Genomic DNA, 26,546 nt, shown 5'->3' with positions numbered 1-26,546 from the left:
CCCACTCAAAAAACTTGAACTGATGAATAAATTAAAACTATATGCATTGACGCTGGTTTTTTCGGGGTTTATGGCTTCCTGCAAAGAGCAATTGCAGGTCGAAAACCCCAACCAGCCTTCTTCTCCGGCCTTGAAAACCGAGACTGGACTCGTTTCGTTTGGCGAAGGCTTTTACATCACCGGTTTTAAAGATGTAAAATACTATGACGGCGTTCCGGGGTATTTCTGGTCAGGCGCTATCGGTAACCACGAACTGATGGGCGATGTGATCGGAACCGATATTGCCAACGTGTTTATCAACCAGATTGGCTGCCCCAACCAGGTCACGCTCGATGATGGGACCGTTCTGCCGAATCCCAATTCACCTAGTAAGCAGATTGATTTCATTCGGATTACAGCCAACGTTAACTCGACTGGTTTTCAAAACTCAACCTACTACGAGTGGGCCTATATGTACAACCTGAACAATGCCGCCAACACCTTGCTGGCCAATATTGATGGGGTTACATTCACCGGTGAGGCTGACACGAAGAAAGGTGTGCTCAAAGCCTGGGCGTATTGGTGGAAAGGCTATGCCTACTCGCGTATCGGTTCCATCTATTATGCGGGTATCATCAACGATAAAGCAAACGGTGAGGTGCTGAACGGGACCAACGGCAACTACGTAACCAAAGAAGCGATCATTGCTGAAGCCAATAAAAACTTCGATGCCGCTGCCAAGATTCTGGGTGGTTTAACGGCCAGTGCCGACTATACCGCGACGATGCAGGGGCTGATTCCAAGCTTCAACCGGGTGGGTAAAGGCGGTGTACTGACCCCGGCGATGTGGGTTCGGAACATCAACACTATGAAAGCGCGGAATATTCTGGTCAATACCCGTGTTGCGGATATGACCGCAGCGCAATGGGCTGATATTCTGACGCTGACCAACAGCGGTATTCAGGCAGCCGATTTTGTCTTTACCGGTCGCTCGAATACGAACGGTGATTTTCTGTCGCCGACTACCGGAACGGTATCGGGGAAAACTACGGGTGCCAACAATACCTATAAAATTACGGAACGTCTGATTCAGGATTTCAAAACGGGTGACCTTCGCCTGTCGAATAATTTCCAGCAACGAAGCTCAGCTTACATTGGAGAGACCTCGCGGGGCAACTCATTCTTCACCCGCTGGAACCTGATCAACCGGGGAGCGGCTGGCTCGGAAGGAAGTGCGTCGGTTATTACGTACTCGAATACCAACGCCGGTGGTTATGAATTGTACATGGCCAGCTCGTACGAAGAGAACCAGCTGATGAAAGCCGAAGCGTCGATTTACACGGGTAAAATAGAAGATGGTCTGGCCCTGATCGACGAAGTTCGGAAAACGCAGGGGGCTGGCTTAGCTGCAGTAGCCGGTACAGGTCTTACGCTGGATGCTGCGAAGGAAGAACTCCGTCGTGAGCGCCGGGTCGGTTTGCTGTTCCGGGCGTTAGCTTTCTACGACGCTCGTCGCTGGGGTTTGCTGGAATCGGGTCGTAAAAATGCTGTTGCGCTGAGCCGAACAGGTGTTGTGAGCACAAAAGCTACCATCACCTACGGGTATCTGGATTATTGGGATGTACCCGATAACGAACTGGCGTACAACCCGGCAGTCAGTGGTAGTGCAGCTACAAAAAATCCGAAATAATAGAACCTGAACTACTAATTGAGCGGATCGTGATTGAGCGAATAAAGTCTGCTTAGTCATAGCTTGATTAAGAAAACTAAACTCCCGGTTGACCGTAGCCTCGCTACCAATACCGGGAGTTTTTTATGGGTACAGAGAGGTATGACCCCGCTGGGGTCGAATGTTTATAGTCAAGAAGCCCCTCTATAGACATTTGACCCCATCGGGGTCATACTTTTAGAATTATGAATAGCCAACGAAATACAGAGAAAGGATAAGAGCGAAGAATTGAAAAACCAACGCTTAAAAACGTACCTTTGTAGCCCCAAACAATCCAGGCTGGCTTATCGCGTCTGTGAAAGCAGATGAGGAAAGTCCGGGCAGCATAGAGCACCCTACTTCCTAACAGGAAGGCGGGCGGCTGGGAACGGCCGTTCGACAGACAGGACAACAGAAAATATACCGCCCGGGTTAATGATTGAATGATAGAATTTTGAATGATTGAATAGGCTTGCGCCAGCTTTTTTATTCAATCATTCAAAATTCTATCATTCAATCATTAACCTAGGTAAGGGCGAACCGGTGGGGTAAGAGCCTACCGCCCGCTGGGTGACCAGCGGGGCACGGCAACCCTTAGGGGCTGAAAGACCAAATAAGCATCGGATGTGCGGCTGCTCGTCGCCAGACGCTCGAAAGGGCTAAACCGATGCGGGTAGGTCGAACGAGGTGTCGGGTGACCGGCATCCCAGATAAATGATAAGCCATTCCGATCAGGAAGGACAGAACCCGGCTTATAGGCCTGGGTTGAATGGGGATTTTTTTACGGCGTTGACTAACCTTAAGGGGTAAGTGTCACGGCCTTTGTGCCGGTAACATGAATGCCAAGTTGAGTGAGCGTTTCTACTTTTTTCGGATTGTCGGTCAGCATCCGAATCGATTTTACCGCTAATGTTTTCAGGATTTCGGCGGCAGGAGTGTAGTCTCGGGCGTCTTTTTTAAAGCCTACGGCTTCGTAGGCGTCAGCCTGGGCGAATCCTTTGCGTTTGTATTCTACACTTTTCAACAAGGCGAAATGACCATTGCCTTTTCCTTCCTGGTCCAGCCAGATAATGATTCCCCGGCCAGCCTGTTGAATCAACTGCTGTGAAATTTCCATTTGCTCCCGACAATCACACTCGATACTGTTGAAGACATGACCGAACAGACAGGAAGAATGCACCCGGCACAGCACATCATCGACGCCAGTGATGTCGCCCATAATTAAGGCAATTGCTTCCTTTTGGCCGTTATAGAAGAGAATTTCATGGAATTCGCCAAACTTCGTTTTTAAATCGCCTTCGGCAAGTTTTACAATCATAAGCTTTTGAGTTTAAGTATTCAAGCATAAGTAATTTAGAGTATGCTATAAGAGCGTTTTTTGTCATGCTGACAAAGGAAGCATCTTCGGATTAAAACTGATTTGTTATTAGCGAAGATGCTTCCTTCGTCAGCATGACAAAAGTATTTTCAATGAGTAACTTAGATAGTCGCGTTCTCATTTTCGGGATTGCCCACAGGTCAAGGTAATCGATAAAATGTACATGTTGCAACGTTCAAAGGTAGGCAGAGCCCACAGTCTGATTGCTAACGGGAAAGTGAAATAGTTGCGAATGATGCAAAGAAATCAGATAGAGATAGAATATATAAACGTTTTTTTCGTACCTTTGCGGCCACGTTTTACGGGGAGGTGCGTCCTCCATCAAAACCAAACAAGCACAAATGGCTGTTAAAATTCGTTTAGCGCGTCGTGGACGCAAGAAAATGGCGATGTACGACATCGTAGTAGCAGAGTCAACCTCTCCACGCGATGGCCGGTTTATCGAAAAAATCGGTACGTACAACCCCAATACCGACCCTTCGACGGTCGTATTGAAGTCGGAACGGGCTCTTCATTGGCTCCTGGTTGGTGCTCAGCCAACGGATACCGCTCGTTCGGTATTGTCGCACGAAGGCCTTATGTTTCGTAAACACCTGCAGGTAGGTGTAAACAAAGGCGCTATTTCACAGGACCAGGCCGACGAGAAATTCGAAAGCTGGAAAGGCGATAAAGAAACTCGTAAAGCAGGTGCTGCTGATACCAAAGCTCAGACCAAAGAACAGGCTCGTGCTGCTCGTCTGGAAGCTGAGAAGAAAGTAAATGAAGCGCGTGCCGAAGCGATTGCTAAGAAAAACAAAGTAGAAGAGCCTGCAGTGGAGGCTGCTGCCCCGGAGGTTGCTGCTGAGACCGCTGAAGAAGCACCGGTTGCAGAAGCACCAGCCGCTGATGAAACTCCTGCTGCGGAATAGTTTTTCCGGAAATCATGTTACAAAAGAGCCTGCTCAGCAATGAACAGGCTCTTTTTATAAATAACGCGGCTGGAAAGCCGTGCATTTGGGTTTAAAAGCGGCTTTCCAGCCGCGTTACCTATGACCAAAGACGATTGTTATCAGGTAGGCCATATTACCAAAACACACGGTGTGAGTGGGGAACTGGTCCTTTTTCTGGATGTTGACCAGCCCGACGAGTATGCCGATCTGGAATCGGTATTGCTGGACGTAAAGGGAGAGTTGATTCCGTATTTCATCGAATCAATCGCTATCGTGAAAGGAAGCCGGGCGATTGTTGCTTTCGAAGATGTGGATACCATTGAGCAGGCCGAGCGGTTAATAAACTGCGGTGCTTACCTGCCCCTTAGTGAACTGGAAGCTATCACCGACGAAAACCGATTCTACTTCCATGAGATTGTCGGGTATCAGATAGTCGACGCCGAGGCAGGCGAATTGGGCATTGTGCGGGGCGTGTATGCTATGAATGCCCAGGACCTGATTGCCATGGATTATCAGGGTAAAGAGGTCCTAATTCCGATCAATAGCGACATCGTTCGGACGGTAGACCGGGCAAAGCACAAGCTGAATGTGGTATTGCCCGAAGGCTTGCTGGCTATTTATATGGAAGATAATTCAAAGGATGAACCGGAAACCTCCGGCGACCAAGACGATACCGATGAGGATTGATATTATCACCTGCCTGCCTAAGCTGCTGGAAAGTTTCTTCGCTCACTCGATTCTACAACGGGCGCAGGCAGGTGGTTATGTAGAGGTCGTGGTGCATGACCTGCGCGACTATACCCTCGATAAGCATCGTCGGGTCGACGATTATGCGTTTGGGGGAGGAGCGGGCATGGTCATGCAGATTGAACCAATAGCTCGCTGTATCCGCTCCTTACAGGCAGCTCGCCATTACGACGAGGTTATTTATATGACACCTGATGGCGAACGGTTGAATCAGCAGACGACGAACCGGCTTTCGTTGCATCAAAATCTGATCATCCTGTGTGGGCACTACAAAGGTGTCGATGAGCGCGTTCGGGAGCTATTCATCACGAAGGAAATCAGTATTGGCGATTATGTCCTGTCGGGTGGTGAGTTGGCTGCCTGCGTTTTATCAGATGCCATTATTCGTCTATTGCCCGGCGTATTGAACGACGAAACCTCTGCGCTGACCGACTCCTTTCAGGATAACCTGCTGGCTCCGCCCGTCTATACGCGTCCGGCCGAATTTGAAGGCCATCGCGTACCGGATATTCTGCTCTCGGGCCACGAAGCCAAAATTGACGAATGGCGTTACGAACAGGCGTTGGAACGTACTCGCGCCCGTCGACCTGATCTGCTGGAATCTTAAAAGTAAACGAATACTGTATAAACTGAATGGCTGATTTTGCGTTATAACTACCAGAATCAGTCATTTTATATGCAGGTATTAGTCGTGGGGGCCACAGGTGGAACCGGAAAGCAGGCAGTGGAGCAGGCCCTTCAGCGCGGACATTATGTAACAGCCTTTGTTCGCGATTCGTCAAAATTAGGTATTCAACACCCCAATCTAACCATTCTTACGGGCGATGTATTGAACCCGGAAACGCTATTGCCGGCCGTTCGTCGTCAGGAGGTTGTGCTTTGTGCATTGGGTAGCCGGCCCGGTCAGAAAGACGAGACGGTAGCGCAAGGGACAATCAATCTGATGGATGTCATGAAACGCTGTCGCGTTCAGCGACTGCTGGTCGTTTCCTCGTTAGGCGTTGGTACGAGCTATGAAGAGGCCCCCTTGCCAAGTAAGTTGATTATCAAAACGCTCCTGAAGGGTGCTATTGATGAAAAGGAAAAACAGGAGAAAGCCATCCGGGAAAGTGATCTCGACTGGATAATCGCTCGGCCAACTCGTCTGACCGATGGGCCGTTGACCGGCCAGTATCGGCTGGGTGAACATTTACCATTTTCGACTTTTTCCCTGCCCAGTATCAACCGGGCCGATGTAGCCGCGTTTCTGCTGGATCAGCTCGAAAATGATACGTATCTGCGTAAAGCCGTTACCATCACCGGCAAATAAGTCGATTAGTGCGGATGTGAACTGACGACCTGACAATCGCAGCGTTTGGTCTTGGCAGGTAGCGTGACAGGTTTATCAAATATGCTGTTGGGTGGGAGCATTCTGGAGAAAGTCGTGTACTTTTCTTTCACCAGATTGCCCGCTTCATCGTAGGCTCTAATCTTAACGGATATATCACTGTGTGAGCGGGATGAATGATTTTGAACCGCCACGTTGACCGACGATGTAACCAGCACATTATCGACATCGGAGCAGTCTACGCTCAGATCAATGGTATTGGGTGAAAGGGATGTATGATTTCGCTGTGAAATAACGATAGCAATAACGCCACCGATAACAAGAAGAACCAAAACGATTCGAACGAGTGATTTCATGGAGTAACGCGGACATCCTGTCCACTTGGTATCTTTAAACAATGCGGACAGGATGTCCGCGTTACGGAATATTGCCTTCTTCCTGTAATCGTTTCGCTTCTTTTTCCCGACGTTTTTGTTCGCGTCGTTCCTGCCGAAGCTGTTTTCGTGTTTTGACAGTATCGGTTGTCGCTACTTCAGTTGCCGCTGTTTCAGTACGTTCAGGCTGGGCCGTTGACTTTGGCTCATCGTCCGCTTTTTTCTCGTCGGCCTTCTTACCCCTGAACAACCGACGGAAGAAATTACCGATACCCGTTCCGCTTTCTTCTTCATCGTCATCAAGTTCGTTCCCTTCCTGATTGGGCAGGAAGTCTTCCATCTGAAGCGTATCGACAGGAGCCACTTCGCGACGAAGACCTTCACGGAGCCGGACACCATAGAATCCGTAAGCGCCCGAGTCAGGAGCGGTCAGGCCACGACGAGCCATGATCCGGCCAATAAGGCGGAAATAACCGCGTACGTTCCGGGCTTGTAGCGTGCCGTCGGGTACAAACCAGTCGAGCGCCCGTTTCGGACGAGGTACCACGAAGGCCAGGAAAATGCTTTCCCCTAGATTTAGGTCGGATGGTCGTTTGGCGAAATAATACCGGGCCGCTTCGCCAATGCCGTAGATATTCCGACCCCATTCGATGATGTTCAGGTATACCTCGTACATCCGTTCTTTCGGAATGATGTGCTGATTTTCGATCAACCAGACGATCAGGATTTCTTCGACTTTACGGGATAGGGTCTTGTTCCGATTGAGAAATACATTTTTGACCAACTGCATCGAAATCGTACTGGCTCCTCGTTTGAAGGACTTCTCCTTGAAGTTGGTGGCAATCGATACCCGAAACGCTTTTTCGTTAAACCCTTTGTGCGTGAAAAAATTGTAATCCTCCGAGGTCAGCAGCGCATTGCGCAGGTCAGGTGAAATCTCGTTGATTGGGGTATAATCTGGATTGCTGGGGCCAACGACAATATCGCGAACGGGTTTACCTTTTTCGTAAGGGGTGTAGACAAACGGGTGATTGATTTCTGCAAAATCCGTTTGCCCCATTTTCAGGATCTTCAACCCTTCAGCAGTCATACCCGAATTGAATTGTACGGAATCGGGTAGGGAGGTGTCCAGTCGGAAAGTGGCGTCGTATTTAAGTTTACCGCTCACTTGCATACCTTCGAGCGACTCGAATAGTCCCTGTGGAAAGGAGTTGAACAGCGCCTGAGCGTCCATCTGGCCAGTATGAAGCTCCAATTCGTAGATTTTTCCCGGTTCGGAAACTTCCTCTTCCTCCGACGACGTATGACGAACCCGCTTCACACTGGATTGCCCCGACGACTCTGGCAGAGTGTATTTGAGGAAAGGATGGGCACTGACTTCGCCCAGATGAAGGGTCGATGAGCTATCGACACCTACATAATTTTCGCCCACAAACAGGTGCGCGTCCATGGCTGCTCGTGGCACCAGAACATCCGTTCGGGCAATAGCCGGATGGTTGATCCGTAGATTGCGTACCGAGCCAGCCCCTTCCAGCCGAAACTCACTACCCGACCGATCCACATCGTGCAGTTCAGCCCGTAGGGTATCTGCCTGTACTTTCAGATTGTACTTTTTCTGGATGTAGGGAATTTCGATCGGCTTACCATCGGCATAGAGGGCCAGGTTATATTCCCGGCCAGCCGGATCGGCGGTTCCGGCGACGTGCCAGGTGGCTTCATGTCCGTTGAGGAGGATGGTTGAACGAACTTCTTCATTCTGAATGACAGCGGTTTTCGTCAGCAGATTCAGCGTGTCGTTGTCGTCCATTACCCGAAATTCCAGATTGTTGACATTCAGGTCGTCTGGGATTTTGGAGAGGATATTGTCGATCAGATTTTCGGCTACCTCTGATAAATCGGTCCGGCGGGTTGTTTCTCTGGGCGTCTCCTCTACGGCTGTTGAGTCTCGTTTTTTGTGGAGTAGAAAATCGATGTTCGACAGGGAATCCCGTTTAACCACCTGAACGAAACCATTATCGAGCAACATACCCGAGAGGCCAATCTTACCGGCCAGTAAGGGCCAGAATCGAACGGCTACTTCTACCTGCTGGATGTGGGCCAGGCTATCACGGTTTTCGGGTACAACCGAAATGTCCTGGAACGCCACCGAACTCAGGCCGGTAAACTTAGCTGAACCAATGTGAACATCCAGTTTGTAGTCTCGTTTGGCTTTACGGATTGCCCGTTCAAGTGTAGACTGTAAAAGACTCTCCCGTTTGGAGTAGGCAATGCCAGCTCCCACACAGGCCAATAAAAAAATACTTAAAAATACCCACCCCGCAATTCGGAGGGCCTTTTGTTGACGATACGTCATGCTCGGTCACAATTCGCGAGCTGCAAAGATAGGGAATTATGGGATAGTAATAGGAGCGAGGAGTTAGGAGTGAGAATGGCTGACGCACGAAACTTACTGATGCGCCAGCCATTCTCACTCCTAACTCCTCGCTCCTAACTACTGGTTTAAAAATCCAGGTGGCAATTGGTCCAGCCGTCATCGAAGCGGGTGCCGAACTGTTTATAGAAACCGATGGCGGGTTCATTCCAGTCGAGTACCTGCCACATCATACCGGTGCAATTGGTTTCGCGGGCTGTATCGATGGTAGCATCCAGCAGTAATTTACCGACTCCGTAGCCCCGGAACGATTCGGTCACAATAATGTCTTCCAGGTATAGGCGTTTCCCTTTCCAGGTGGAGTATCGATAGAAATACAAAGCCATTCCCACAATTTTCTTTGTGTCGGAATCTTCGGCCATAATCATTCCGAAGAGTGGATTAGGCCCAAAGCCATCCAGAGCCATTTGTTCAACGGTGTTGGTTACCTCATTGGCCGCTCGTTCGTAAACAGCCAATTCCATAACTAATTCAAATGCTTCAGGTATATCTTCAAGGGTGCCGGGACGAATTGAAATCATTAGGAGTGATGAATGATGAATGATAAATGTGTTTCTAGTGCTTACGCAACGTATTGGTTGGTTGGTTTCTTTAAAATGCTGATAAAGTGGAATGACGCGTACTGAAAACAGAAAACTCGTATCAGCCGCAATATTATCTTTTTTCGTTGTACAAGTTAATCTATCTACACGAAATTCATCACTCATCATTCATCATTAACTTTCGCCATTTATCCAGAGCCGCCTGAAAATCGTCGGGTAAGGACGAATCGAACTGGAGCCACTGGCGGGTACGGGGGTGGGTGAAGCCCAACGATTTGGCGTGAAGAGCCTGGCGGGGCAGTAATTTGAAGGCATTGTCGACAAAGGCTTTATAACTGCCAACAGGATTGCCTCGTAGGATACGGTCACCCCCATACATGGCGTCGTTGAAAAGTGGGTGGCCGATGTGCTTCAGATGCGCCCGGATCTGGTGCGTTCGTCCGGTTTCCAGATTGCACTGCACCAGGGCTACATAGCGTAGTGGCTCCAGCGTTTTATAATGAGTAACGGCCCATTTGCCTTTGGTTTCATCGTCGTAAATGGCCTGTACTTTACGGTCGCGTACGGAGCGGCCAATATAGCCCGTAATGGTGCCGTCGGGCGGATTGGGTATTCCCCACACCAGCGCGTTGTAAGTCCGTTCAATAGTGTGCTCGAAAAATTGCCGGGCCAGGTGTGTCATGGCATATTCAGTCTTGGCAATCACCATCAGGCCCGAGGTGTCTTTATCGATCCGGTGTACGAGCCCAGGCCGGATTTCACCGTTTCGGGAGGTGGGTAGGTTCTGGAAATGATAGACCAGGCCGTTCACAAGTGTACCATCCCAGTTGCCATGCGCCGGATGGACTACCATACCGGCGGGTTTATTGAGCACCAGTACGTCTTCATCTTCGTAGACAATATTGAGCGGAATATTTTCGGGCTTAATATCAGTGTCGCGGGGTGGGTGCGCCAGCGAAATCGTAATTACATCGGCTGGTTTAACTTTATAACTGGCTTTGGTGAGGTTGCCATTGACCCGAACGGATTCGGCATCGATAGCCGCCTGAATTTTGGTTCGGGTGGCATTCTGTAGTCGATCCATCAGAAAACGGTCGATACGTAGCAGACTCTGCCCTTTATCGACGACAATCCGGTGGTGTTCGTATAATTCTTCCTCTTCCGAAAATTCTTCAGCTATGTCGGTCATAATGGTGTTCTCTCAAAAGTTTGGCAAATTTACGGTGTAACGCGGACATCTTGTCCGCTCAGTCCATTACAAAGCGGACAGGATGTCCGCGTTACGTTATAATGCTTTCTCCACTTCAACTCCTCGATAACCCATTTCCTGAACCCGTCAATATCCGGTTGCTGATCAAGCGTGACGATCTGTTGCATCCACACATATCGGGCAATAAATGGCGGAAATTGAAATACAACCTGCTGGCCGCTCGCGAACAGGGCTTCGATACGTTGCTGACATTTGGTGGCGCTTATTCCAATCATCTGTACGCTACGGCGGCTGCGGGACAGGAATTTGGTTTTCGAACCATTGGAATTGTCCGGGGAGAGGAGCTTGCTCATGCACCCCGTAACAACACCTTACAGGCTTGCGAAACCTATGGGATGACACTTCATTTTGTCAGTCGTACCGACTATCGGCAGAAGGAAGAGGCTGCTTTTCAGGCTGGTTTGTTCGCGAAGTTTGGCCCTTGTTATATCTTGCCCGAAGGAGGTACCAATGAATTGGCCATTCAGGGAACTGCCGAAATTATTCCTGAAATCATTGCTCAATTGGGCAGCACTCCCGATTATGTCTGTTGCCCGGTTGGTACGGGAGGGACAGTTGCGGGACTAGCTCAATCAGCGCCGTTTGGAACACAGATAATGGGATTTGTTGTGTTGAAGGGAGTTGCCTGGGCCAGTCTCCAGATTGACCCGCTTCAAAACCAGTCGGGCCAATCTGGAGACTGGCCTGAACTTATTCACGATTATCACTTTGGTGGGTATGCCAAAACGACCCCTGACTTAATCCAGTTCATCCGGGGGTTCGAGCAGCGAACCGGTGTTTTGTTGGATCAGGTATATACCGGTAAAATGATGTATGGCATCTACGACCTGGCTCGGCGCGGCTATTTTAGGGCGGGAGCTACTGTCGTGGCGATTCATACGGGTGGATTGCAGGGTAGGAGTGAGGAGTTGATGATGGGGATTCCATGAAAAATCTACTAATTTCCCGCATGGAAACCATTTTCACTACCGAACGCGTCCGGCCGTTGCTGGCGCGGGTCCGCGAGTTTGTCGAAACCGAACTAATACCGCTCGAAGCCAATTTTTCGCACCATAATCTGAAAGCGATTATTCCGATTCTCGATCAGAAACGGGAACAGGTCAAAGCAGCCGGTTTATGGGGTCTGGCGCTTTCTGAAGAAGCAGGAGGGCATGGCTTGACACTTTGTGAGTTTGGGCAGATCAGCGAAGTACTGGCCTATGCGCCTTTCTTCGGGCATTATGTGTTTGGCTGCCAGGCTCCCGACATCGGCAATGTTGAACTCCTGCACAAATTCGCGTCGCCCGAATTGAAGGAACGGTATCTGAAGCCATTGATGGCGGGTGAAATTCGCTCCTGCTTTTCCATGACCGAGCCCGATTTTGCCGGTTCGAACCCGACTCGTATGGCAACGATGGCCGTTCGAGAGGGTGATGAATATGTCATAAACGGCCGAAAATGGTTTACGTCGTCGGCCGATGGCGCTGCGTTTGCGGTGGTCATGGCCGTGACCAATCCAGAGGCCGCACCCCATCAGCGAGCCAGTATGATTATTGTGCCGACCGATACCCCCGGATTTATCATCGAACGGAATATCCCGGTATTTGGCGAAGCGGGCGAGGGGTGGTTTAGCCATGCCGAAGTGACCTATGCGAATTGCCGGGTACCCGCGTCGAACGTGATTGCAGGCGAGGGAATGGGGTTCCGACTGGCACAGGAACGGCTAGGGCCGGGACGCGTGCATCATTGCATGCGCTGGGTTGGTAATGCCGAAAAAGCGCTCGATTTGATGTGCAAACGGGCGGCTACCCGTGAGATCGAGGATGAGGTGATGCTAGGCGAAAAGCAGTTTATTCAGGATTTTATTGCCGAAAGCCGTGCAGAGATCGATGCCTGTCGGCTATATGTACTCAATACGGCCTATATGATCGATACCGTAGGAGTCAGTAATGTACGTGAAGCAGTATCGGCCATTAAGTTCTACGTGGCCAACGCCTTCCTGCGCGTACTCGATCGGGCCATCCAAGTGCATGGCGCATTGGGAGTTACAGATGATACGGTACTGTCGGCTATGTATCGACACGAACGGGGCGCCCGTATTTGGGATGGTGCCGACGAAGTGCATAAGCAAAATTTAGCCATTAGCATCCTTAAAAAGTACGGCTTAGATATTAAGCAAAAGACGAAGGAGTTGCGACAGTTCCGTAAACTGATGGCGGCTGAACAGGGATAACTGCTTATATAGGGGTTACTTCGCGTTAAAAGCAGGAAACGTATGCCTCTACGGCTGATTATAGCGGATAATCATCCCCTACTGGTTGATGGAGTCCGGTCGGTGCTCGACGAGATGGACGATGTGGAGGTACTGGAGCCGGTCACGAATGGTCGTCTTTACCAGCTATGATCAGCCAAAGCTGATTAAAGAAATGAGAACTCTGGGGGCCGAAGGGTACTTACTAAAACCAGTAACTCAGCTACACTGAAACAGGCTATTAGGTAAGTGGCTGCCGGTGATACCTGGTTTCCTGAAACGAACCCGACGATCAACTCATCGGATCGATTGGTCGATGACTTCACCGTAAAATACCAGATTACAAAACGGAAGGTTGAAACCATTCGGCTCGTTGTGCAGGGGTATTCCACCCGTCAGATTGGTGAACAGCTGTTTATCAGCGAGTTTACTGTCAATGCCCATCGGCGGAATATAGCCCACAAACTGGGCATCGACACGCCCATTGGCTTGCTCAACTTTGCGAAAGAGCAGGGGCTGGTTTGAGTGGACCAGGTGCTGTAAGGTTATAAACGCAGAGACTGAGTACTGATGATTGATAAGTGTAAAGTATGATAGAGACTTTAATAGCTTTACGTCCTACATCCAACTCTATACATCACAAATGATTGCTCCTGATATGCCCCGGTCGGTTCGGGTAGGCGAGGAATTAGATCGGGTCCGTTTGAATGCGTATCTGCATGAGCAGGTCCCCGACATGGGTGAGGTTGTAGATGTACAGCAGTTTCCGGGTGGTTTTTCAAATCTGACCTACTGGCTCAAAACAGCTCATGACGAATACGTACTCCGTCGGCCACCCGTAGGAGCTAATATCAAAGGTGGGCACGATATGGGCCGGGAGTTTCGGGTACTTTCGCTGCTGAAAGGACAGTACGACAAAATACCGGAACCGATCGTTTACTGCGAATCGTCTGATGTACTTGGTGCGCCTTTTTACATCATGAAGCGCGTTCAGGGTATCATTCTACGGGCAACGATGGCGCCATCATTGGGCCTCGCTCCCGAACGAATGCGTCAACTCTCCGAAGCATTGGTCGATAACCTGGTGGCCATTCATCAACTGGATATTGTGGCCACAGGCCTGATTCAATTGGGTAAGCCAGATGGGTATGTACAACGGCAAGTAGAGGGCTGGATCAAGCGGTATCGACAGGCGGAGACCGATAAAATCCCAGCGATGGACCAGGTCGGCGACTGGCTTCAACACCACTATCCCCGCGAACAACCACCCGCTTTTTTGCATAACGATTATAAGTACGACAACGTCATCCTGGCTCCCGACGAAACCACAGGCGAGCCAACGGCAGTAATCAAAGGGGTGCTGGATTGGGAGATGGCAACCGTCGGTGATCCGCTCATGGATTTGGGGGCAACACTCGCCTATTGGTCTGAAGCCGGGGATAGTACAGCCTACCGGAATTTCAATCTGACCTGGCTTCCGGGAAACCTTACGCGTCGGGAAGTCGTAGCTCGTTATGAACAGCAAAGCGGCCGTGATTTGACCGATATCTTATTCTACTACGTATTTGGGCTTTACAAAAATGCGGTGATAGCGCAGCAGATCTACGCTCGCTGGAAGCAAGGTTATAGTCAGGATGCTCGTTTCGGGCATTTACTACCGATGATTATTGAACTGGCCACTAAAGCGGCTGGGGCTATTGAGCAGGAAGCGATTTAATGTGCGCTCGCCCGACGCAACCGGTCGTTCATGGCCCAGCCTAATCCCTGATTGGGTAACGGCTCAGCGTAAATTACATCGACAGTAAGATTATCCAGGGCTCGGAGGTGAGCGAATAGATTTTTGGCTGCTTCGTTTAGGTCGCCAGTAGGGGAGAGAATGCGTTGGTTATCAGTGGGTATTCCGCCAAATGGTTCCCGGAAAGCTAATGCGCCTACCCGCTCGCCCGGTTGCGGACTTTCGCCCGGTGCCAGTAGGATCAGTGGTTTGCGAGGGGCATAATGGCTGCTCAGCATACCCGGCGCTTTAGGATTTGAGGTTGAGTGGGTACGTACTGAAACGGAGCCAATCACCTGCTCGATCTGTTCGAGGGCTAATCCTCCCAGCCGAAACACCGTAGGCTGATTATCCTCAAAGCCAATAATCGTCGATTCCAAACCCACTCCCGCTGAGCCGCCATCCAGAATGTACGGCACCTGATCGCCAAGCTGGTCGGCTACGTGTTGAGCCGTTGTGGGACTGATATAGCCGAATGGATTTGCGCTTGGTGCAGCCAAAGGGAAATCCAGCGAACGAAGGAGTTCGAGGGGCAGCGGGTGATTGGGAATCCGTACGGCCACACGCGCTAAGCCTGACGTAACAAGATCGGGAATAATGTCCTGCTTAGGTAGAAGCAGCGTAAGTGGACCTGGCCAGAACATAGCAGCGAGTTTTTGAGCTACATCCGGTATCTCCGTAACGAACCGACTCAATTTGTCTAACGAATCGGTATGAATAATAAGTGGATCGAAGGAGGGACGTTTTTTAACCCGAAAAATAGTCAAAACAGCATCAGGATTGAGCGCATTACCAGCTAATCCATAGACCGTTTCGGTCGGAATCCCTACTACATTTCCTGCTTCTAAAAACTTTTTGGCTGCCTGTATGTCGGTTCCTATCTGTGACATAAGGGCAAAGATAAGCAGGAAGGGGAGAAAAGGGACGAGAGGGAAGAAAGGGACGAGAAGGACTTTCTGATTTCCCCTTTTTCCCTCTCGTCCCCCTCTGCCCTTACCCCAATGCCCTCTGCTTTTTAGTGATGCCCTCCGGGGCCGTGTACATGACCGTGGGCCAATTCGTCGGCACTGGCGTCGCGAACCTCTATCACTTCGACATCAAAATGTAAATTCTGGTCAGCTAATGGATGGTTGGCATCGACCGTAATGGTATCGGGTTCAACTTTAGTAACCGTAATGACTTGTCCATCGTTGGTTTGGAATTGCATACCAACTTCGACATTCTGACCGCCAAACGCTTGAAGAGGGACTGCCTCAACCAGCTTTGGATCGCGCTTGCCATAGCCTTTTTCGGGGGCAACGTCAATCTGAAAATGATCGCCTGTTGTGCGGCCTTCCAATCCTTCTTCCATGCCCGGAATCAGGTTCTGAGCCCCGTGCAGGTAATACAATGGGTCGCGGCCCTGGCTCGAATCCAAAATGTTGCCCTGGTCGTCGCGTAGGGTATAATGGATAGCGGCTACCTTGTTTTTTGTAATGTTCATGATTGATTTTTTTTCAGTACTACCTCCTCTGGCAGCTTCTTCACGTATGTACAACAAGTGAGTGGGCAAAGTTGCTTTTTTTCGATGAATAAAATGGGCCTGGGCTTTAAAACTTATTAGCTTGCCCAGCGTAAAAAAAATTTAGCTTGTCTGTCCGATTTATAGACACTCGTTCGTCTTAGTGACGAAAACAAATCAATAACCTCCAAAACAATCAAATCGTATGGACAAATTTATGCTCGTCTTCCACTCGCCCTATTCCCAGGAAACCGCATTTATGGAGCTGTCGCCCGAAGCCATTCAGGCCGAAATTCAGAAATGGAATACCTGGATCGGTGGAATTGCAGCACAGGGAAAACTGATCGGTACGGATGCACTGACTCCTACTGGAAAAACAATGACTAAAGGCGGACAAGTTATTACAGATGGGCCGTTTACCGAAGGGAAAGAGATTGTCGGAGGGTACATGTTGCTAACGGCCGCCAACCTGGACGAGGCCGTCGAATTGGCAAAAGGTTGCCCTATGTTCGATTCGGATGGTACGGTGGAAGTCCGCCCGATCATCAACTTTGAGTAATCAGTAGTTGGGGCTACTGAATTACTGATTACAAAGGGTCGATACTGGCCCGAACTTCCCGAAAGTTTTAAGCTTTCGGGAAGTTACCCACATTCTATAGACAACTCCTATTTACCCACTTTTCACATGGACATATCAACCCTCAATTGGGGAGCTATTCTGGTAGCTACCCTCGCTAATTTTTTAATAGGTGGCTTATGGTATTCATCGCTGCTCTTTGGGAAAGCCTGGATGGCTGAAAATAACTTCACAGAAGCAGCGCTGCGACAAAGTAATATGCCGAAGATTTTTGGCCTGACGTTCCTGTTCTCCTTTGTGATGGCATTTAACCTGGCCATGTTCCTGAACGACAGCAAAACAACGACCAGTTGGGGCGCTATAGCTGGTTTTCTGGCTGGATTTGGCTGGGTTGCTATGTCAATTTTTGTGATTGGGCAGTTTGAGCGTAAAACGACCCAATATATGCTGATTCACGGTGGCTATGTGACGATTAGTTTTATCGTGATGGGACTTATAGTAGGAGTCTGGCGGTAATCCTGCTGGTCCATAAGCTTAATCGCGGACAAGCAGAAGTATCAGTTTAGTGAAGCAAATGCCCGATACAACAGTAATCTCAACCGAATCCAATCAACTGGTGGCGCACCTGTTTCGGCACGAAGCAGGCCGAATGGCGTCGGTACTAACCTGTATGCTTGGTTTCGACCGGATTGATTTGGCGGAGGATATTGTGCAGGATACGATGGTACAGGCGTTGCAAAGCTGGCGATTTCAGGGCATTCCCGATAATCCACGAGCCTGGCTGTATCGGGTAGCCCGCAACAAAGCGCTGGATGTTGTCCGTCGTGACAATCGGTTTCGGGAAATACGGGCAGAAGCGGAGTATTTGGGCCAACAGGAAACCGCTGATACCATGCAGGATCGCTATTTCTTCGATGAGGAAATCACCGATAGTCAGTTGCGGATGCTGTTTGCGATCTGCCATCCGGCTATTGGCATAGAGTCTCAGATGGCGATGTGCCTGAAAATTCTGTGTGGGCTGAGCGTTCGGGAAATTGCCGGAGCATTTCTGACCACTGAAGAAACGATAGCGAAACGTATTTACCGGGCCAAAGAAAAAATACGTCAGGATGGGATTCAACTAGAAGTTCCGGCCGGTTCTCAATTGCTGGTTCGGCTGGATACGGTTCTGAAAAGTATTTATCTGCTGTTCAATGAAGGGTATAATTCGTCGCATCCTGATCAACTGATCCGGCAGGATTTATGCGAAGAGGCCATGCGGCTGTGCCTGCTACTGGCCCAAACCCCACGTACGAAGCAGCCAACGGTTGATGCATTATTGGCGCTTATGTGTTTTCAGACCGCCCGTTTTGATGCCCGTGTGGATGCCAATGGAGCCATCATTTTATTGGGCGAGCAGGACCGGAGCCGCTGGAATCAGGCACTCATTCAGCAAGGCCATTTTTACCTGAATCGTTCGGCCGAGGGGGCTGCCCCCAGTGAATACCACCTTGAAGCGGGCATTGCCATGTTGCATTGTATTGCACCCACCTACGAAGCGACCGACTGGCCAACGGTGTTGCTGTATTATGATTTGTTGCTAGCCTTGAAACCATCACCCGTTGTGGCCTTGCATCGGGCCGTTGCACTGGCAAACGTAGATGGGCCACAAAAAGCCTTGATCGAAGTGGCAAACATTTCAGGGTTGGATTCGATGCATCATTACCACGCTATTTTGGGCGATTTGTACGAGCAGAATGGTCAAACCGAACCGGCCCATATTCACTACCAGCGAGCCATTCAGCTTACGAATTCAACGGCTGAAAAGGAATTGCTGAGGAGGAAAATAGAAAAGGGATAAGGGAGGGGAGAGAGGAAAAGGGAGAAAGGAAAAGGGAATAAAGGCAGTAAGCTATATAGCCCCTTCTCTCTTTTCCTTTCTCCTTTTTCCCTTCTCCTCTTACCTTACATCAACGCTGCGCCGAAAACCCCCGCGCTATCACCCAACTTTGGTTTAAGAAAAAGTGTATTCAGCCGACCATCGTTGAAGACATATTTTTTGGCGCGTTCAACGCCTTCGGTGTAAAGTAAATCCACGTTGCCAACGCCCCCGCCCAGGACAATCGCATCGGGGTCGAGCATGTTGACAATGGTCGAAATGGCCCGCCCAAAATACTCCAGCATCCGATCGACAGTAGCTTCGGCATAGGGATCAATGCGTTGATGGTAGCGATCGAGAATTTCTTTCAGATTGCGGTTTTCGCCACTTTGTTCGAGGTAGAACCGTTGCAGAGCCGGGCCGGAAATCACCTGCTCGTTGCAGCCGCGTTTGCCACAGTAGCAGGCATAGCCGTTTTCTTCCAGAATGTTATGGCCCCATTCTCCCCCGATTCCCTGACGACCGGCCTGTACGACAGCCTGTCCATCCAGCCCCCGAAACACAACGCCCCCGCCAACACCGGTGCCGAGAATGACGCCAAATACCATGCGATAGTCGGGAATTACATCCTGTACAATACCCATAGTGGCTTCGGAAAGCGCAAAGCAATTGGCATCGTTGGTGGTGGTAACCGGTACGCCGAGAGCCCGAATGAGATCATCGCGGAAGGGCATTCCGTTGATGCAGGTCATGTTCGAGTTTTTCATGGTCCCCAGGCCAGGGTCCAGCGTGCCGGGCGTACAAAAACCGATTTTGTCAGGAGTGATTCCTGTTTCGGCTTTGAGCAGATTGATGAGCTTAACGATCTGATTGATGATGTGATCGTAGCCGTAATGAGCTTCGGTGTCGATGCGTTTGCGGATCAGGACCGCATTGGGCGATGGAGCCGTTAATACAACCCCTTCGATCTTGGTGCCTCCCAGGTCAACACCCCAGTAAGTTTGCATTCGTTCAGGTTTCAGGGTTAATGTTTCAAGTTTCAAATTCGTTGTTTACATCGAAAGAATCAGAAACGTTAACCCTGAAACCTGAAACCGTTTAGCGAAGTTCGGTAATTGGGCTGAAATCCATGTCGCCATAGTCGAGGTTTTCGCCCGCCATACCCCAGATAAAGGTATAATTGGAGGTCCCGGCTCCAGAGTGAATTGACCAGTTGGGCGAGATAACGGCCTGCTCATTTTGCATCCAGATATGGCGAGTTTCCTGCGGTTGGCCCATGAAATGACAAACACTCTGCCCTTCTGGAACTTCAAAATAGAAATACACTTCCATCCGTCGGTCGTGGGTGTGGGCGGGCATGGTGTTCCAGATGCTTCCAGCTTTCAGTTCCGTCATGCCCATTTGCAATTGGCAAGTGGGTAACACACTGTTGACCAGCAGCTTGTTGATTGTCCGGTGATTGGCCGTTTCTAGGCTACCCAGCGTTACGACATCGGCTTCGGCCCGCGATACTTTCCGGGTCGGGTAGTTGCGGTGAGCCGGTGTCGAATTCAGATAAAATTTAGCGGGTTTAGCTTCGTCGTGCGACAGAAATTGCACATCCTGAGTTCCCTGACCGATGTAGAGTGCTTCTTTGTATTCCAGATCATAGGGAACACCGCCAGCAATCACACGCCCTGGGCCGCCTACATTGATGATTCCCAGTTCACGTCGTTCCAGAAAGTACGTCGCCTTGAGCTGATCGGGGGCTTCCAGGGTAAGGGTTCCGGCTACGGGCATAATGCCACCCGTCAGGTAGCGGTCGAAAAACGACAGTACCCAGCGGAATTGATCGGCAACGAAGATCGTTTCGATCAGAAAACTCTGCCGAAGTTGCTCCGTATTCATGCCTTTTACTTCATTCGGTGAAGACGCGTACCGGCTTTCAAAAACTACTTCCTGTTCGGCGCGGTTATTGGCCACAGTGGTCAATTCAGTTTGCATATAAATTCGGTTGCCTGCTGATGGCAGGACGTTTAGGCGTATTTGGTAAACCCAGCGAGAAATAGTTGTTCGTTGGCGATCCGCTATTTCGGCGCTACTATAATGAAATAGTTGCTAAAGGGCCTATAATACTCCCCTACTGGTTGAATATTTTCGGTTTGATATCAAACTATCTGACTTTAGAAAATTTAGCCCCAAACAGGAAAATAACAGCATAGCAGATGATCGGCAAATAATAAGCCGAGGCAATATCTTTATCGGCAATTTGGCCCATGAGGGGTGGGAAAAGGGCTCCGCCCACAACGCCCATCACAATATAGGACGAAGCCTGTTGCGTATGCTTGCCTAATCCTTTCAGGCCCAGACTGAAAATGGTGGGGAACATGATGCTGAAGAAGAAATTGAGCATAATGAGCGCTACAAACGATGTCCAGCCCCAGCTTTGTGCAATCAGCAAACACATGGTAATGCTACCCAGGGCAAAACCGGCCAGCAGTTTATTCGGGGCAATGAAGCGCATCAGATAGGTCCCAACGAACCGACCAATCATCATCATGACCATGCTGAACGAGAAGTAATACGACGCTTTTTCGGCGGGGAAGCCCATTTTTTCGACGCCATAGTTGATGAAAAACGCCCAGGTTCCGCCCTGTGCCGCTACGTTAAACAACTGTGCAATGGCGGCCCAGATAAAATGCGGGTGCTGGAAGAGCGTTTTAGGGGCTTTTAAATCAGCAGGATCGGTCGGGACGGCATAGGCATCAGCCTCGGCTTCGAGGGAGTGGGCGTCCTGAACGGGAGGGACTTTCACAAACGAGAACGCAACCGCAATGCTCAGGATAACAGCGCCAATGATAACATACAGCATCTTGACGGATTCCAGATCGTTGGAATGTTCCTGTCCACCCCGTAAAATGAAATAACCTCCCAGCAGTGGCCCAATTACAGCCCCCAACCCATTGAACGATTGCGCAAAATTGATACGCTGATCGCTGGTGCGCTGGTCGCCCAGACCGGCTACAAAGGGGTGCGCAACGGTTTCCAGCGTAGCCAGTCCGCAGGCCAGTATGAACAGCGCTCCCCGGAAAAAGCCAAACGATTCGGCATTGGCTGCCGGAACAAACAGAAAAGCGCCGATTGCATACAGCCCCAGTCCCAGTAAAACGCCATTTTTATACCCAAAGCGTTTCATGAACAGACCCGCCGGTATACCCATCACGGCATATGCGCCAAAAATAGAAAACTGAACCAGACCCGATTCCGCCTTCGATACGTGCAGTACATTCTGAAAATGCCGGTTCAAGACATCCCCCATCGTGATGGCAATGCCCCAAAGCATGAACAGAGAGGTGACGAATACGAGCGTAACAAGATACTTGTTTTCGGTAAAAGCGGCCGATTTCGATTTGTCCGCGATGGGTGTTGCCTGCATGAGAGTTGGTAATTTTTGAGTCTTTCCACTGGGTAAAGACCTATTTTTAGGTTAGAATGCGTTTCCGTTGTGAAAAAGTATCCTGCCTGTGTAAAATACCCTTTTAAATTGGATTTGTAGAGACCGTTGCGCCGTTACGCCGATACCTCGCGTCTCTTATGTACGCTTAGTAACCCTATCAGACGAAACCAGCCGCATAAAAGCATGAAAGCTGACCCGCCAGATTTTCGGTCTGAGCCACTCCTTTGTCAGCTTCACCAACGTACAGCCAGCAAAATCTTCGCTCCTGCGTATCTTGGGTCATGAATGTTCGTTTGTCGTGGCGACAGATTGCCGGCGTGGCGTCGCTGATTATCGGGGTACTGGTGAACCTGCCGTTGTTGCGATTAACGGCCAAGGCGCGTTTGTCTTTTTTGCCGGGAGCCCCCGACGTAGGACCAGGGCTGGCTGTAAGTCGACTGATTTTTCATGTTCTCTTTGCGTTCTTCATTATCGAACTCAACCGGTATGTTCTCGGTCGAAAGCTTTACCGCACCCGTTTGGGTCTACTTGGATGGTATGGAATCAACTTCCTCTTTTACGTTTTTTTAACGGGCGCGTTTGCGGTTTTGCTGGTGGTCTGGTATCCAGATCGGCCCATGCTGGTAGTTATAACATCCTTCTTTCGAAGTTTTTTCGTTTGGGTAACCGCCCTGCCAATTGGTTATTTCCTGACCGTTCTTCAGGAGAACCGGGCTATGCAAGCCGAAAATGAGCAGTTGAAGCAGCAGAGCCTGCAAGCTCAGCTTGACGCATTGCGAGCTCAGCTTAATCCGCATTTTCTGTTCAACTCGCTCAACGCCCTGAGCTCACTCATTCGCGAAGGGGGACCGAGAAGTCAGCAGTATCTGGCCAGACTATCGCAGGTGTTACGGTACTCGCTACAGGTACAGCAACAGACGCTGGTCCCATTTGCCGACGAAATGCAGTTTACAGCCGCCTATTCGTATCTGCTAAGTATTCGGTTTGGCGATAATCTGTGCATCGAAAATGCGCTGCCAGCCCAGGCGTCCTGGCAGATTCCGCCGATGGCGCTGCAATTACTGATCGAAAATGCCGTCAAACACAACGTTGTCTCGAACGCTCGCCCACTCACCATCCGTCTGACAGTGGATACTACCAATGAATGTATTGTTGTTAGCAACGTCAATCAACCCAAATCGGAACCAATTGATGGTATGGGGAGTGGACTGTCGAATCTGGATAGTCGGTATCGGCTGCTGACCGGCAAATCAATTCAGATTGTTCGTACCAAAGATGAATTTGCGGTGCTTTTGCCAATAATTCCGCTCACGTCCGAGCAGCCAGTAAATCGCCTATCGTAACCGAAATCTATAAACCGTCATGCGTGTATTGATTATTGAAGATGAGCAAACGGCCGCCAGCCATATCATAGCCTTGCTTCGCGAAATAGAGCCAGAGCTTCAGGTCGTCGGTGTGATCGATAGCGTAGAAGACGGGCGGGCACAGTGGCCAACGTTGCCGACAATCGATCTTATTTTTTCCGATATTCAACTGGCCGATGGACTGTCGTTTTCACTGCTCGAAACCGTGACGGTGCCCTGCCCGATTATTTTCACGACAGCCTACGATGAATACGCCATTCGGGCGTTTAAGCACAACAGTATCGATTACCTGCTGAAACCCATCGACCGGGAGTCGCTGGAAGCGAGTCTGCATAAATACAGAACGCTAGCCCGACCGGCGACCGATGATCTGATTCGGCAGATGCAGACCTTGCTAAGTGGGCGAGCCTTCCTGACGCAGACATATCGGCAAAGTTTCTTACTACAGTTTCGGGATAAGTTACTGCCCATTAAAGTAGCTGACGTGGCCTATTTCGCCATTGAAGGGGGATTGGTATCGGCAACCCTCTTTGATCGGGATACCGAACGCCGATTGTCGGAACGGGCCATCAGCTACCCTGTCGATCTGAATCTGGAAGAGCTGGAAACTCAACTCGATCCGCAACAATTTTTTCGGGCCAATCGGCAATTTATCGTGGCCCGCAGCAGCATTCGGGAAGCCGAACTGTATTTCAACGGGCGGCTCCAGCTTCGACTTCAACCCGAGGCTAGTGTTCAGGTGCTGATCAGCAAAGACCGGGTGAGTCAGTTCAAAAAATGGATGGAAGCGTTTTAGACGTTACGATCGATCAGCATGAAAAACAACCTTTTTTTAGTCGTTACCTTACTGATGGCACAAATCGCGCTGGCCCAGCAGGGGAGGTTCATGCGACAGATGATGGAACGGAATTTCGACCGAAATGCGGCTCCCACAACTGGCCCGTCACCGGATTATAGCAACCTGTATTACTGGGCCGCTTCACCCCACAAGCATGACGTATCGGATAGTATTCCGGCTTTTCTGAAAGCCGAACAACGCGATACGCTGGCCGATGTATTTTTTATTCACCCAACAACCTTCGGAACGGGAATTCATTCGGAAGTCGATGCGTCTGCCCCGACTCAACAACGGACTAATCTGCTGGCTGAGCTACGAAACTCGGCCTGGAATGCCGACCTGAGCGATACGGCACTCAATCGCACGACCGACCTGCGACCTATCTTATACCAGGCATCGGTTTTTAATGGGAGTTGCCGGGTGTTTGCGCCACGGTATCGACAAGCTAGCCTGAAAGCATTTTTTGTTCGGAACTCACCCCGTGCGCAACAGGCATTCGATCTGGCGTACAGCGACATCAAAAAGGCGTTTCAATACTACCTCGATCACGACAATCACGGCCGACCGATTGTGATTGCGTCGCACAGTCAGGGAAGTTTACATGCGATTCGGCTGTTGCAGGAGTTTTTTGATGGGAAACCGCTTCAACAGCAACTGGTCTGCGCCTATGTAGTAGGCTATCAGATTGAGAAACGGGCGTTTAAACAGTTGCCCTGTGGGGATTCGCCCAGCGCAACAGGCTGCGTCGTTGGCTGGCGTTCGTATCAGAAAGGCGAGATTCCCCGGATCATTGAGGAAGAAAATGGGAATTCGCTCTGTGTCAATCCACTGACCTGGACAAGCTCAGCCCAATGGGCATCCAACGACCAGCACAGGGGGGCGCTGCGAGGTTTCAATGAGCTGCTGTCGCATACCGTCGGGGCTGGTATTGAACCCCAGTCGGCTATTTTGTGGGTTAGTTTACCCAACGGCATCGACGATCGATTAAAACGGATGAAAAACCTGCATGTGCTGGATTACAACCTGTTCTGGATGGACATTCGGGAGAATGTCCGGCAGCGGGTTCAGGCATTCGTAGAGAGGCATAAACGGTAAGAATGGGTAAATCCCAAGTGGTAACAGATATGAAATGAGTTTTATTTGTATACTTACATATCCTTCCCGAAAGTAGTTACCTCTTTTTACTGAAAACGGCCCGATGGCAGCACTATCCAAAGAAACGCGTAAGCAAATGGCTCATGTCCTGGCGGGCGTCGTCATTATGATTAAAGGCGTCGATAAAATTGACCACCATCACCCGGCAACTGGCTGGACGCTTATTGTCATCGGTCTGGGTGTCTTTAGTCTTACGCTCCTGCACCATCGATTGGCCAGACACATTAAAAGTTTCGACGGACTGGTGTTTTTTATCGAGGCCATTGTGCTGGGGATAGTCAGTGCCATGTATTTTCAGGATGGCAAGAAAGCCCTGCCCTTCGCCTACCTGATTGCCAGCATTGCCTACCTTTTTGCTGCCTATCGCATGTACCAGCGCGATCAAAAAACGGTGCCTCATCACTGAGTAATATCCAAACAGCTTCTTACTAGCTTTCGATTGGCCTTCCGGTCAGTTGACCAGTCAATCTGTCGCCTTCACCTGAGTTTTTTCAGCTGTTGTTTTCGGGAATAAGTAGGTTTGTATCGTCAACTAATGCAGGCTCGCCCGCGACTGCATCGCGGATGCCGAGATTCGCGTCTGTGACGCTTTTGAGTAGTAGCTAATTTTTCCCTTTCGCGTCGCAGACGCGGACCTCAGGCATCCGCGAGCTTAATCGCGGACGAACGCTCGAAGAAACGAGCGGTTTGGTTTACAGTAGGTTCGCCAAACGATTTTAGTGAACAACCAATCAATTAATTTTTATGAAAAACAACCTGTTGATTACCATTTTATCGGTTTTGTTTGTCCTGTTTTCATTTGTGTCGTTTGCTCAGCAACGGCAGATGGGAACCCCCGAAGAACGCGCCAGCCGCCAGACTGCCCGTATGAAGGAAGTACTCAAACTGTCGACAGAGCAGGAAACGTCGGTGGCCGACATCAATCTGAAATACGCCAAACAGGTTCAGTCGCTGATGGAAACCGGCGGACGCAACCTCAAGACTATGCGCGAAGCCCGGTCGATTATGAAAAGTAAGGATAAAGAGATGAAAGACGTGCTGAATAAAGAGCAGTACAAGCAATATGAAGCGCTGCGGGACGAAATGCGGAGTGCCATGCGCGAACGCCGTCGGCAGTGATCGGGAGTT

Annotated in this window: 29 protein-coding genes and 1 other RNA gene; 19 read left to right on the top strand and 11 right to left on the bottom strand. The window is 50.0% G+C overall.

Annotation, left to right across the window (positions count from 1 at the left end; all coding sequences use genetic code 11):
- Window positions 1–22: 22 nt before the first annotated feature.
- Both ACYVFD_RS15650 and rnpB read left to right on the top strand, forming a co-directional pair.
- Window positions 23–1,669, top strand: a complete 1,647-nt coding sequence (locus ACYVFD_RS15650) for a RagB/SusD family nutrient uptake outer membrane protein (RefSeq protein ID WP_461091128.1) — start codon at window positions 23–25, stop codon at window positions 1,667–1,669.
- 310 nt (window positions 1,670–1,979) lie between these two features.
- Window positions 1,980–2,458, top strand: an RNA gene (rnpB, locus tag ACYVFD_RS15645) — RNase P RNA component class A.
- Between the two features lie 28 nt (window positions 2,459–2,486).
- Here rnpB and ACYVFD_RS15640 read toward each other — a convergent pair.
- Complete coding sequence (locus ACYVFD_RS15640) at window positions 2,487–3,005, bottom strand: GTP cyclohydrolase (RefSeq protein ID WP_461091127.1); 519 nt, start codon at window positions 3,003–3,005, stop codon at window positions 2,487–2,489.
- 401 nt (window positions 3,006–3,406) lie between these two features.
- Here ACYVFD_RS15640 and ACYVFD_RS15635 point away from each other — a divergent pair, with 401 nt between their 5' ends.
- The 4 genes from ACYVFD_RS15635 (at window position 3,407) to ACYVFD_RS15620 (ending at window position 6,050) form a co-directional block, all read left to right on the top strand.
- Window positions 3,407–3,973, top strand: a complete 567-nt coding sequence (locus ACYVFD_RS15635; protein ID WP_461091126.1) for a 30S ribosomal protein S16 — start codon at window positions 3,407–3,409, stop codon at window positions 3,971–3,973.
- A gap of 120 nt (window positions 3,974–4,093) precedes the next feature.
- Window positions 4,094–4,681, top strand: coding sequence for a ribosome maturation factor RimM (gene rimM / locus ACYVFD_RS15630; RefSeq protein ID WP_461091125.1), 588 nt, complete (start codon window positions 4,094–4,096; stop codon window positions 4,679–4,681).
- A complete protein-coding gene (trmD, locus tag ACYVFD_RS15625; protein WP_461091124.1) occupies window positions 4,671–5,348 on the top strand; it encodes a tRNA (guanosine(37)-N1)-methyltransferase TrmD in 678 nt (225 codons plus the stop codon). The genes rimM and trmD overlap by 11 nt, the downstream gene beginning before the upstream one ends.
- A 36-nt stretch (window positions 5,349–5,384) precedes the next feature.
- Complete coding sequence (locus ACYVFD_RS15620) at window positions 5,385–6,050, top strand: NAD(P)-dependent oxidoreductase (RefSeq protein WP_461091123.1); 666 nt, start codon at window positions 5,385–5,387, stop codon at window positions 6,048–6,050.
- Window positions 6,051–6,055: 5 nt separating this feature from the next.
- Here the strand turns inward: ACYVFD_RS15620 and ACYVFD_RS15615 are convergent, their stop codons facing one another.
- The 4 genes from ACYVFD_RS15615 to ACYVFD_RS15600 all read right to left on the bottom strand — a co-directional run bounded on the left by ACYVFD_RS15615 (window position 6,056) and on the right by ACYVFD_RS15600 (window position 10,604).
- On the bottom strand, window positions 6,056–6,424 hold the full coding sequence (locus tag ACYVFD_RS15615; protein ID WP_461091122.1) for a hypothetical protein: 369 nt from the start codon (window positions 6,422–6,424) through the stop codon (window positions 6,056–6,058).
- A gap of 61 nt (window positions 6,425–6,485) precedes the next feature.
- Entirely contained in the window at window positions 6,486–8,795 is a 2,310-nt protein-coding gene (locus ACYVFD_RS15610; RefSeq protein ID WP_461091121.1) for a transglycosylase domain-containing protein, read from the bottom strand.
- Between the two features lie 146 nt (window positions 8,796–8,941).
- Complete coding sequence (locus ACYVFD_RS15605; protein WP_461091120.1) at window positions 8,942–9,394, bottom strand: GNAT family N-acetyltransferase; 453 nt, start codon at window positions 9,392–9,394, stop codon at window positions 8,942–8,944.
- 178 nt (window positions 9,395–9,572) lie between these two features.
- Entirely contained in the window at window positions 9,573–10,604 is a 1,032-nt protein-coding gene (locus ACYVFD_RS15600) for an RluA family pseudouridine synthase (RefSeq protein ID WP_461091118.1), read from the bottom strand.
- 101 nt (window positions 10,605–10,705) lie between these two features.
- Here ACYVFD_RS15600 and ACYVFD_RS15595 point away from each other — a divergent pair, with 101 nt between their 5' ends.
- The 5 genes from ACYVFD_RS15595 to ACYVFD_RS15575 all read left to right on the top strand — a co-directional run bounded on the left by ACYVFD_RS15595 (window position 10,706) and on the right by ACYVFD_RS15575 (window position 14,632).
- Window positions 10,706–11,614, top strand: a complete 909-nt coding sequence (locus ACYVFD_RS15595) for a 1-aminocyclopropane-1-carboxylate deaminase/D-cysteine desulfhydrase (protein WP_461091117.1) — start codon at window positions 10,706–10,708, stop codon at window positions 11,612–11,614.
- A 20-nt stretch (window positions 11,615–11,634) separates the two neighbouring features.
- The gene (locus tag ACYVFD_RS15590; protein ID WP_461091116.1) at window positions 11,635–12,897 is read left to right on the top strand and encodes an acyl-CoA dehydrogenase family protein; all 1,263 of its coding nucleotides are present in this window, start codon (window positions 11,635–11,637) and stop codon (window positions 12,895–12,897) included.
- A 42-nt stretch (window positions 12,898–12,939) separates the two neighbouring features.
- Complete coding sequence (locus ACYVFD_RS15585; RefSeq protein WP_461091115.1) at window positions 12,940–13,068, top strand: hypothetical protein; 129 nt, start codon at window positions 12,940–12,942, stop codon at window positions 13,066–13,068.
- A 96-nt stretch (window positions 13,069–13,164) separates the two neighbouring features.
- Window positions 13,165–13,440: a response regulator transcription factor gene (locus ACYVFD_RS15580; protein ID WP_461091114.1), complete on the top strand. Its 276-nt coding sequence runs from the start codon at window positions 13,165–13,167 to the stop codon at window positions 13,438–13,440.
- 118 nt (window positions 13,441–13,558) lie between these two features.
- Window positions 13,559–14,632 (top strand): phosphotransferase family protein, encoded by a 1,074-nt coding sequence (locus ACYVFD_RS15575; RefSeq protein WP_461091113.1) that lies wholly within the window; start codon window positions 13,559–13,561, stop codon window positions 14,630–14,632.
- Here ACYVFD_RS15575 and ACYVFD_RS15570 read toward each other — a convergent pair.
- Together ACYVFD_RS15570 and ACYVFD_RS15565 are read right to left on the bottom strand one after the other, a co-directional pair.
- Window positions 14,629–15,579 (bottom strand): L-threonylcarbamoyladenylate synthase, encoded by a 951-nt coding sequence (locus ACYVFD_RS15570; protein WP_461091112.1) that lies wholly within the window; start codon window positions 15,577–15,579, stop codon window positions 14,629–14,631. The genes ACYVFD_RS15575 and ACYVFD_RS15570 overlap by 4 nt on opposite strands.
- A 125-nt stretch (window positions 15,580–15,704) precedes the next feature.
- Complete coding sequence (locus tag ACYVFD_RS15565; RefSeq protein ID WP_461091111.1) at window positions 15,705–16,172, bottom strand: FKBP-type peptidyl-prolyl cis-trans isomerase; 468 nt, start codon at window positions 16,170–16,172, stop codon at window positions 15,705–15,707.
- 223 nt (window positions 16,173–16,395) lie between these two features.
- Between ACYVFD_RS15565 and ACYVFD_RS15560 the strand changes: the two genes are divergently transcribed.
- The 3 genes from ACYVFD_RS15560 (at window position 16,396) to ACYVFD_RS15550 (ending at window position 18,607) form a co-directional block, all read left to right on the top strand.
- Entirely contained in the window at window positions 16,396–16,749 is a 354-nt protein-coding gene (locus ACYVFD_RS15560; RefSeq protein ID WP_461091110.1) for a YciI family protein, read from the top strand.
- A 126-nt stretch (window positions 16,750–16,875) separates the two neighbouring features.
- Complete coding sequence (locus ACYVFD_RS15555; protein ID WP_461091108.1) at window positions 16,876–17,283, top strand: DUF1761 domain-containing protein; 408 nt, start codon at window positions 16,876–16,878, stop codon at window positions 17,281–17,283.
- Between the two features lie 58 nt (window positions 17,284–17,341).
- Window positions 17,342–18,607: an RNA polymerase sigma factor gene (locus tag ACYVFD_RS15550; RefSeq protein ID WP_461091107.1), complete on the top strand. Its 1,266-nt coding sequence runs from the start codon at window positions 17,342–17,344 to the stop codon at window positions 18,605–18,607.
- Between the two features lie 104 nt (window positions 18,608–18,711).
- Here ACYVFD_RS15550 and ACYVFD_RS15545 read toward each other — a convergent pair whose 3' ends face one another.
- The 4 genes from ACYVFD_RS15545 to ACYVFD_RS15530 form a co-directional block, all read right to left on the bottom strand.
- Complete coding sequence (locus ACYVFD_RS15545) at window positions 18,712–19,632, bottom strand: ROK family protein (protein ID WP_461091106.1); 921 nt, start codon at window positions 19,630–19,632, stop codon at window positions 18,712–18,714.
- Window positions 19,633–19,723: 91 nt separating this feature from the next.
- The gene (kduI, locus tag ACYVFD_RS15540; RefSeq protein ID WP_461091105.1) at window positions 19,724–20,608 is read right to left on the bottom strand and encodes a 5-dehydro-4-deoxy-D-glucuronate isomerase; all 885 of its coding nucleotides are present in this window, start codon (window positions 20,606–20,608) and stop codon (window positions 19,724–19,726) included.
- Window positions 20,609–20,777: 169 nt separating this feature from the next.
- Window positions 20,778–22,040 carry an L-fucose:H+ symporter permease gene (fucP, locus tag ACYVFD_RS15535; protein ID WP_461091104.1) on the bottom strand — a complete coding sequence of 421 codons (1,263 nt, stop codon included), beginning with the start codon at window positions 22,038–22,040 and terminating at the stop codon, window positions 20,778–20,780.
- Between the two features lie 178 nt (window positions 22,041–22,218).
- Window positions 22,219–22,344: a hypothetical protein gene (locus ACYVFD_RS15530; protein WP_461091103.1), complete on the bottom strand. Its 126-nt coding sequence runs from the start codon at window positions 22,342–22,344 to the stop codon at window positions 22,219–22,221.
- Here ACYVFD_RS15530 and ACYVFD_RS15525 point away from each other — a divergent pair.
- The 5 genes from ACYVFD_RS15525 (at window position 22,343) to ACYVFD_RS15505 (ending at window position 26,537) form a co-directional block, all read left to right on the top strand.
- Window positions 22,343–23,404 carry a sensor histidine kinase gene (locus ACYVFD_RS15525; RefSeq protein ID WP_461091102.1) on the top strand — a complete coding sequence of 354 codons (1,062 nt, stop codon included), beginning with the start codon at window positions 22,343–22,345 and terminating at the stop codon, window positions 23,402–23,404. The two genes, ACYVFD_RS15530 and ACYVFD_RS15525, sit on opposite strands and share 2 nt — an antisense overlap.
- Window positions 23,405–23,423: 19 nt before the next feature.
- Complete coding sequence (locus ACYVFD_RS15520) at window positions 23,424–24,221, top strand: LytR/AlgR family response regulator transcription factor (RefSeq protein WP_461091101.1); 798 nt, start codon at window positions 23,424–23,426, stop codon at window positions 24,219–24,221.
- 18 nt (window positions 24,222–24,239) lie between these two features.
- Window positions 24,240–25,358, top strand: a complete 1,119-nt coding sequence (locus ACYVFD_RS15515) for a DUF3089 domain-containing protein (RefSeq protein ID WP_461091100.1) — start codon at window positions 24,240–24,242, stop codon at window positions 25,356–25,358.
- Window positions 25,359–25,461: 103 nt separating this feature from the next.
- The gene (locus ACYVFD_RS15510) at window positions 25,462–25,824 is read left to right on the top strand and encodes a hypothetical protein (protein ID WP_461091099.1); all 363 of its coding nucleotides are present in this window, start codon (window positions 25,462–25,464) and stop codon (window positions 25,822–25,824) included.
- Window positions 25,825–26,162: 338 nt separating this feature from the next.
- The gene (locus tag ACYVFD_RS15505; RefSeq protein WP_461091098.1) at window positions 26,163–26,537 is read left to right on the top strand and encodes a hypothetical protein; all 375 of its coding nucleotides are present in this window, start codon (window positions 26,163–26,165) and stop codon (window positions 26,535–26,537) included.
- The last annotated feature ends 9 nt before the right edge of the window (window positions 26,538–26,546 follow it).

The organism is Spirosoma gilvum (genome assembly GCF_054776815.1).
The sequence above is the reverse complement of the archived record's forward strand: the minus strand, read 5'-3'. Positions and strand labels throughout refer to the sequence as shown.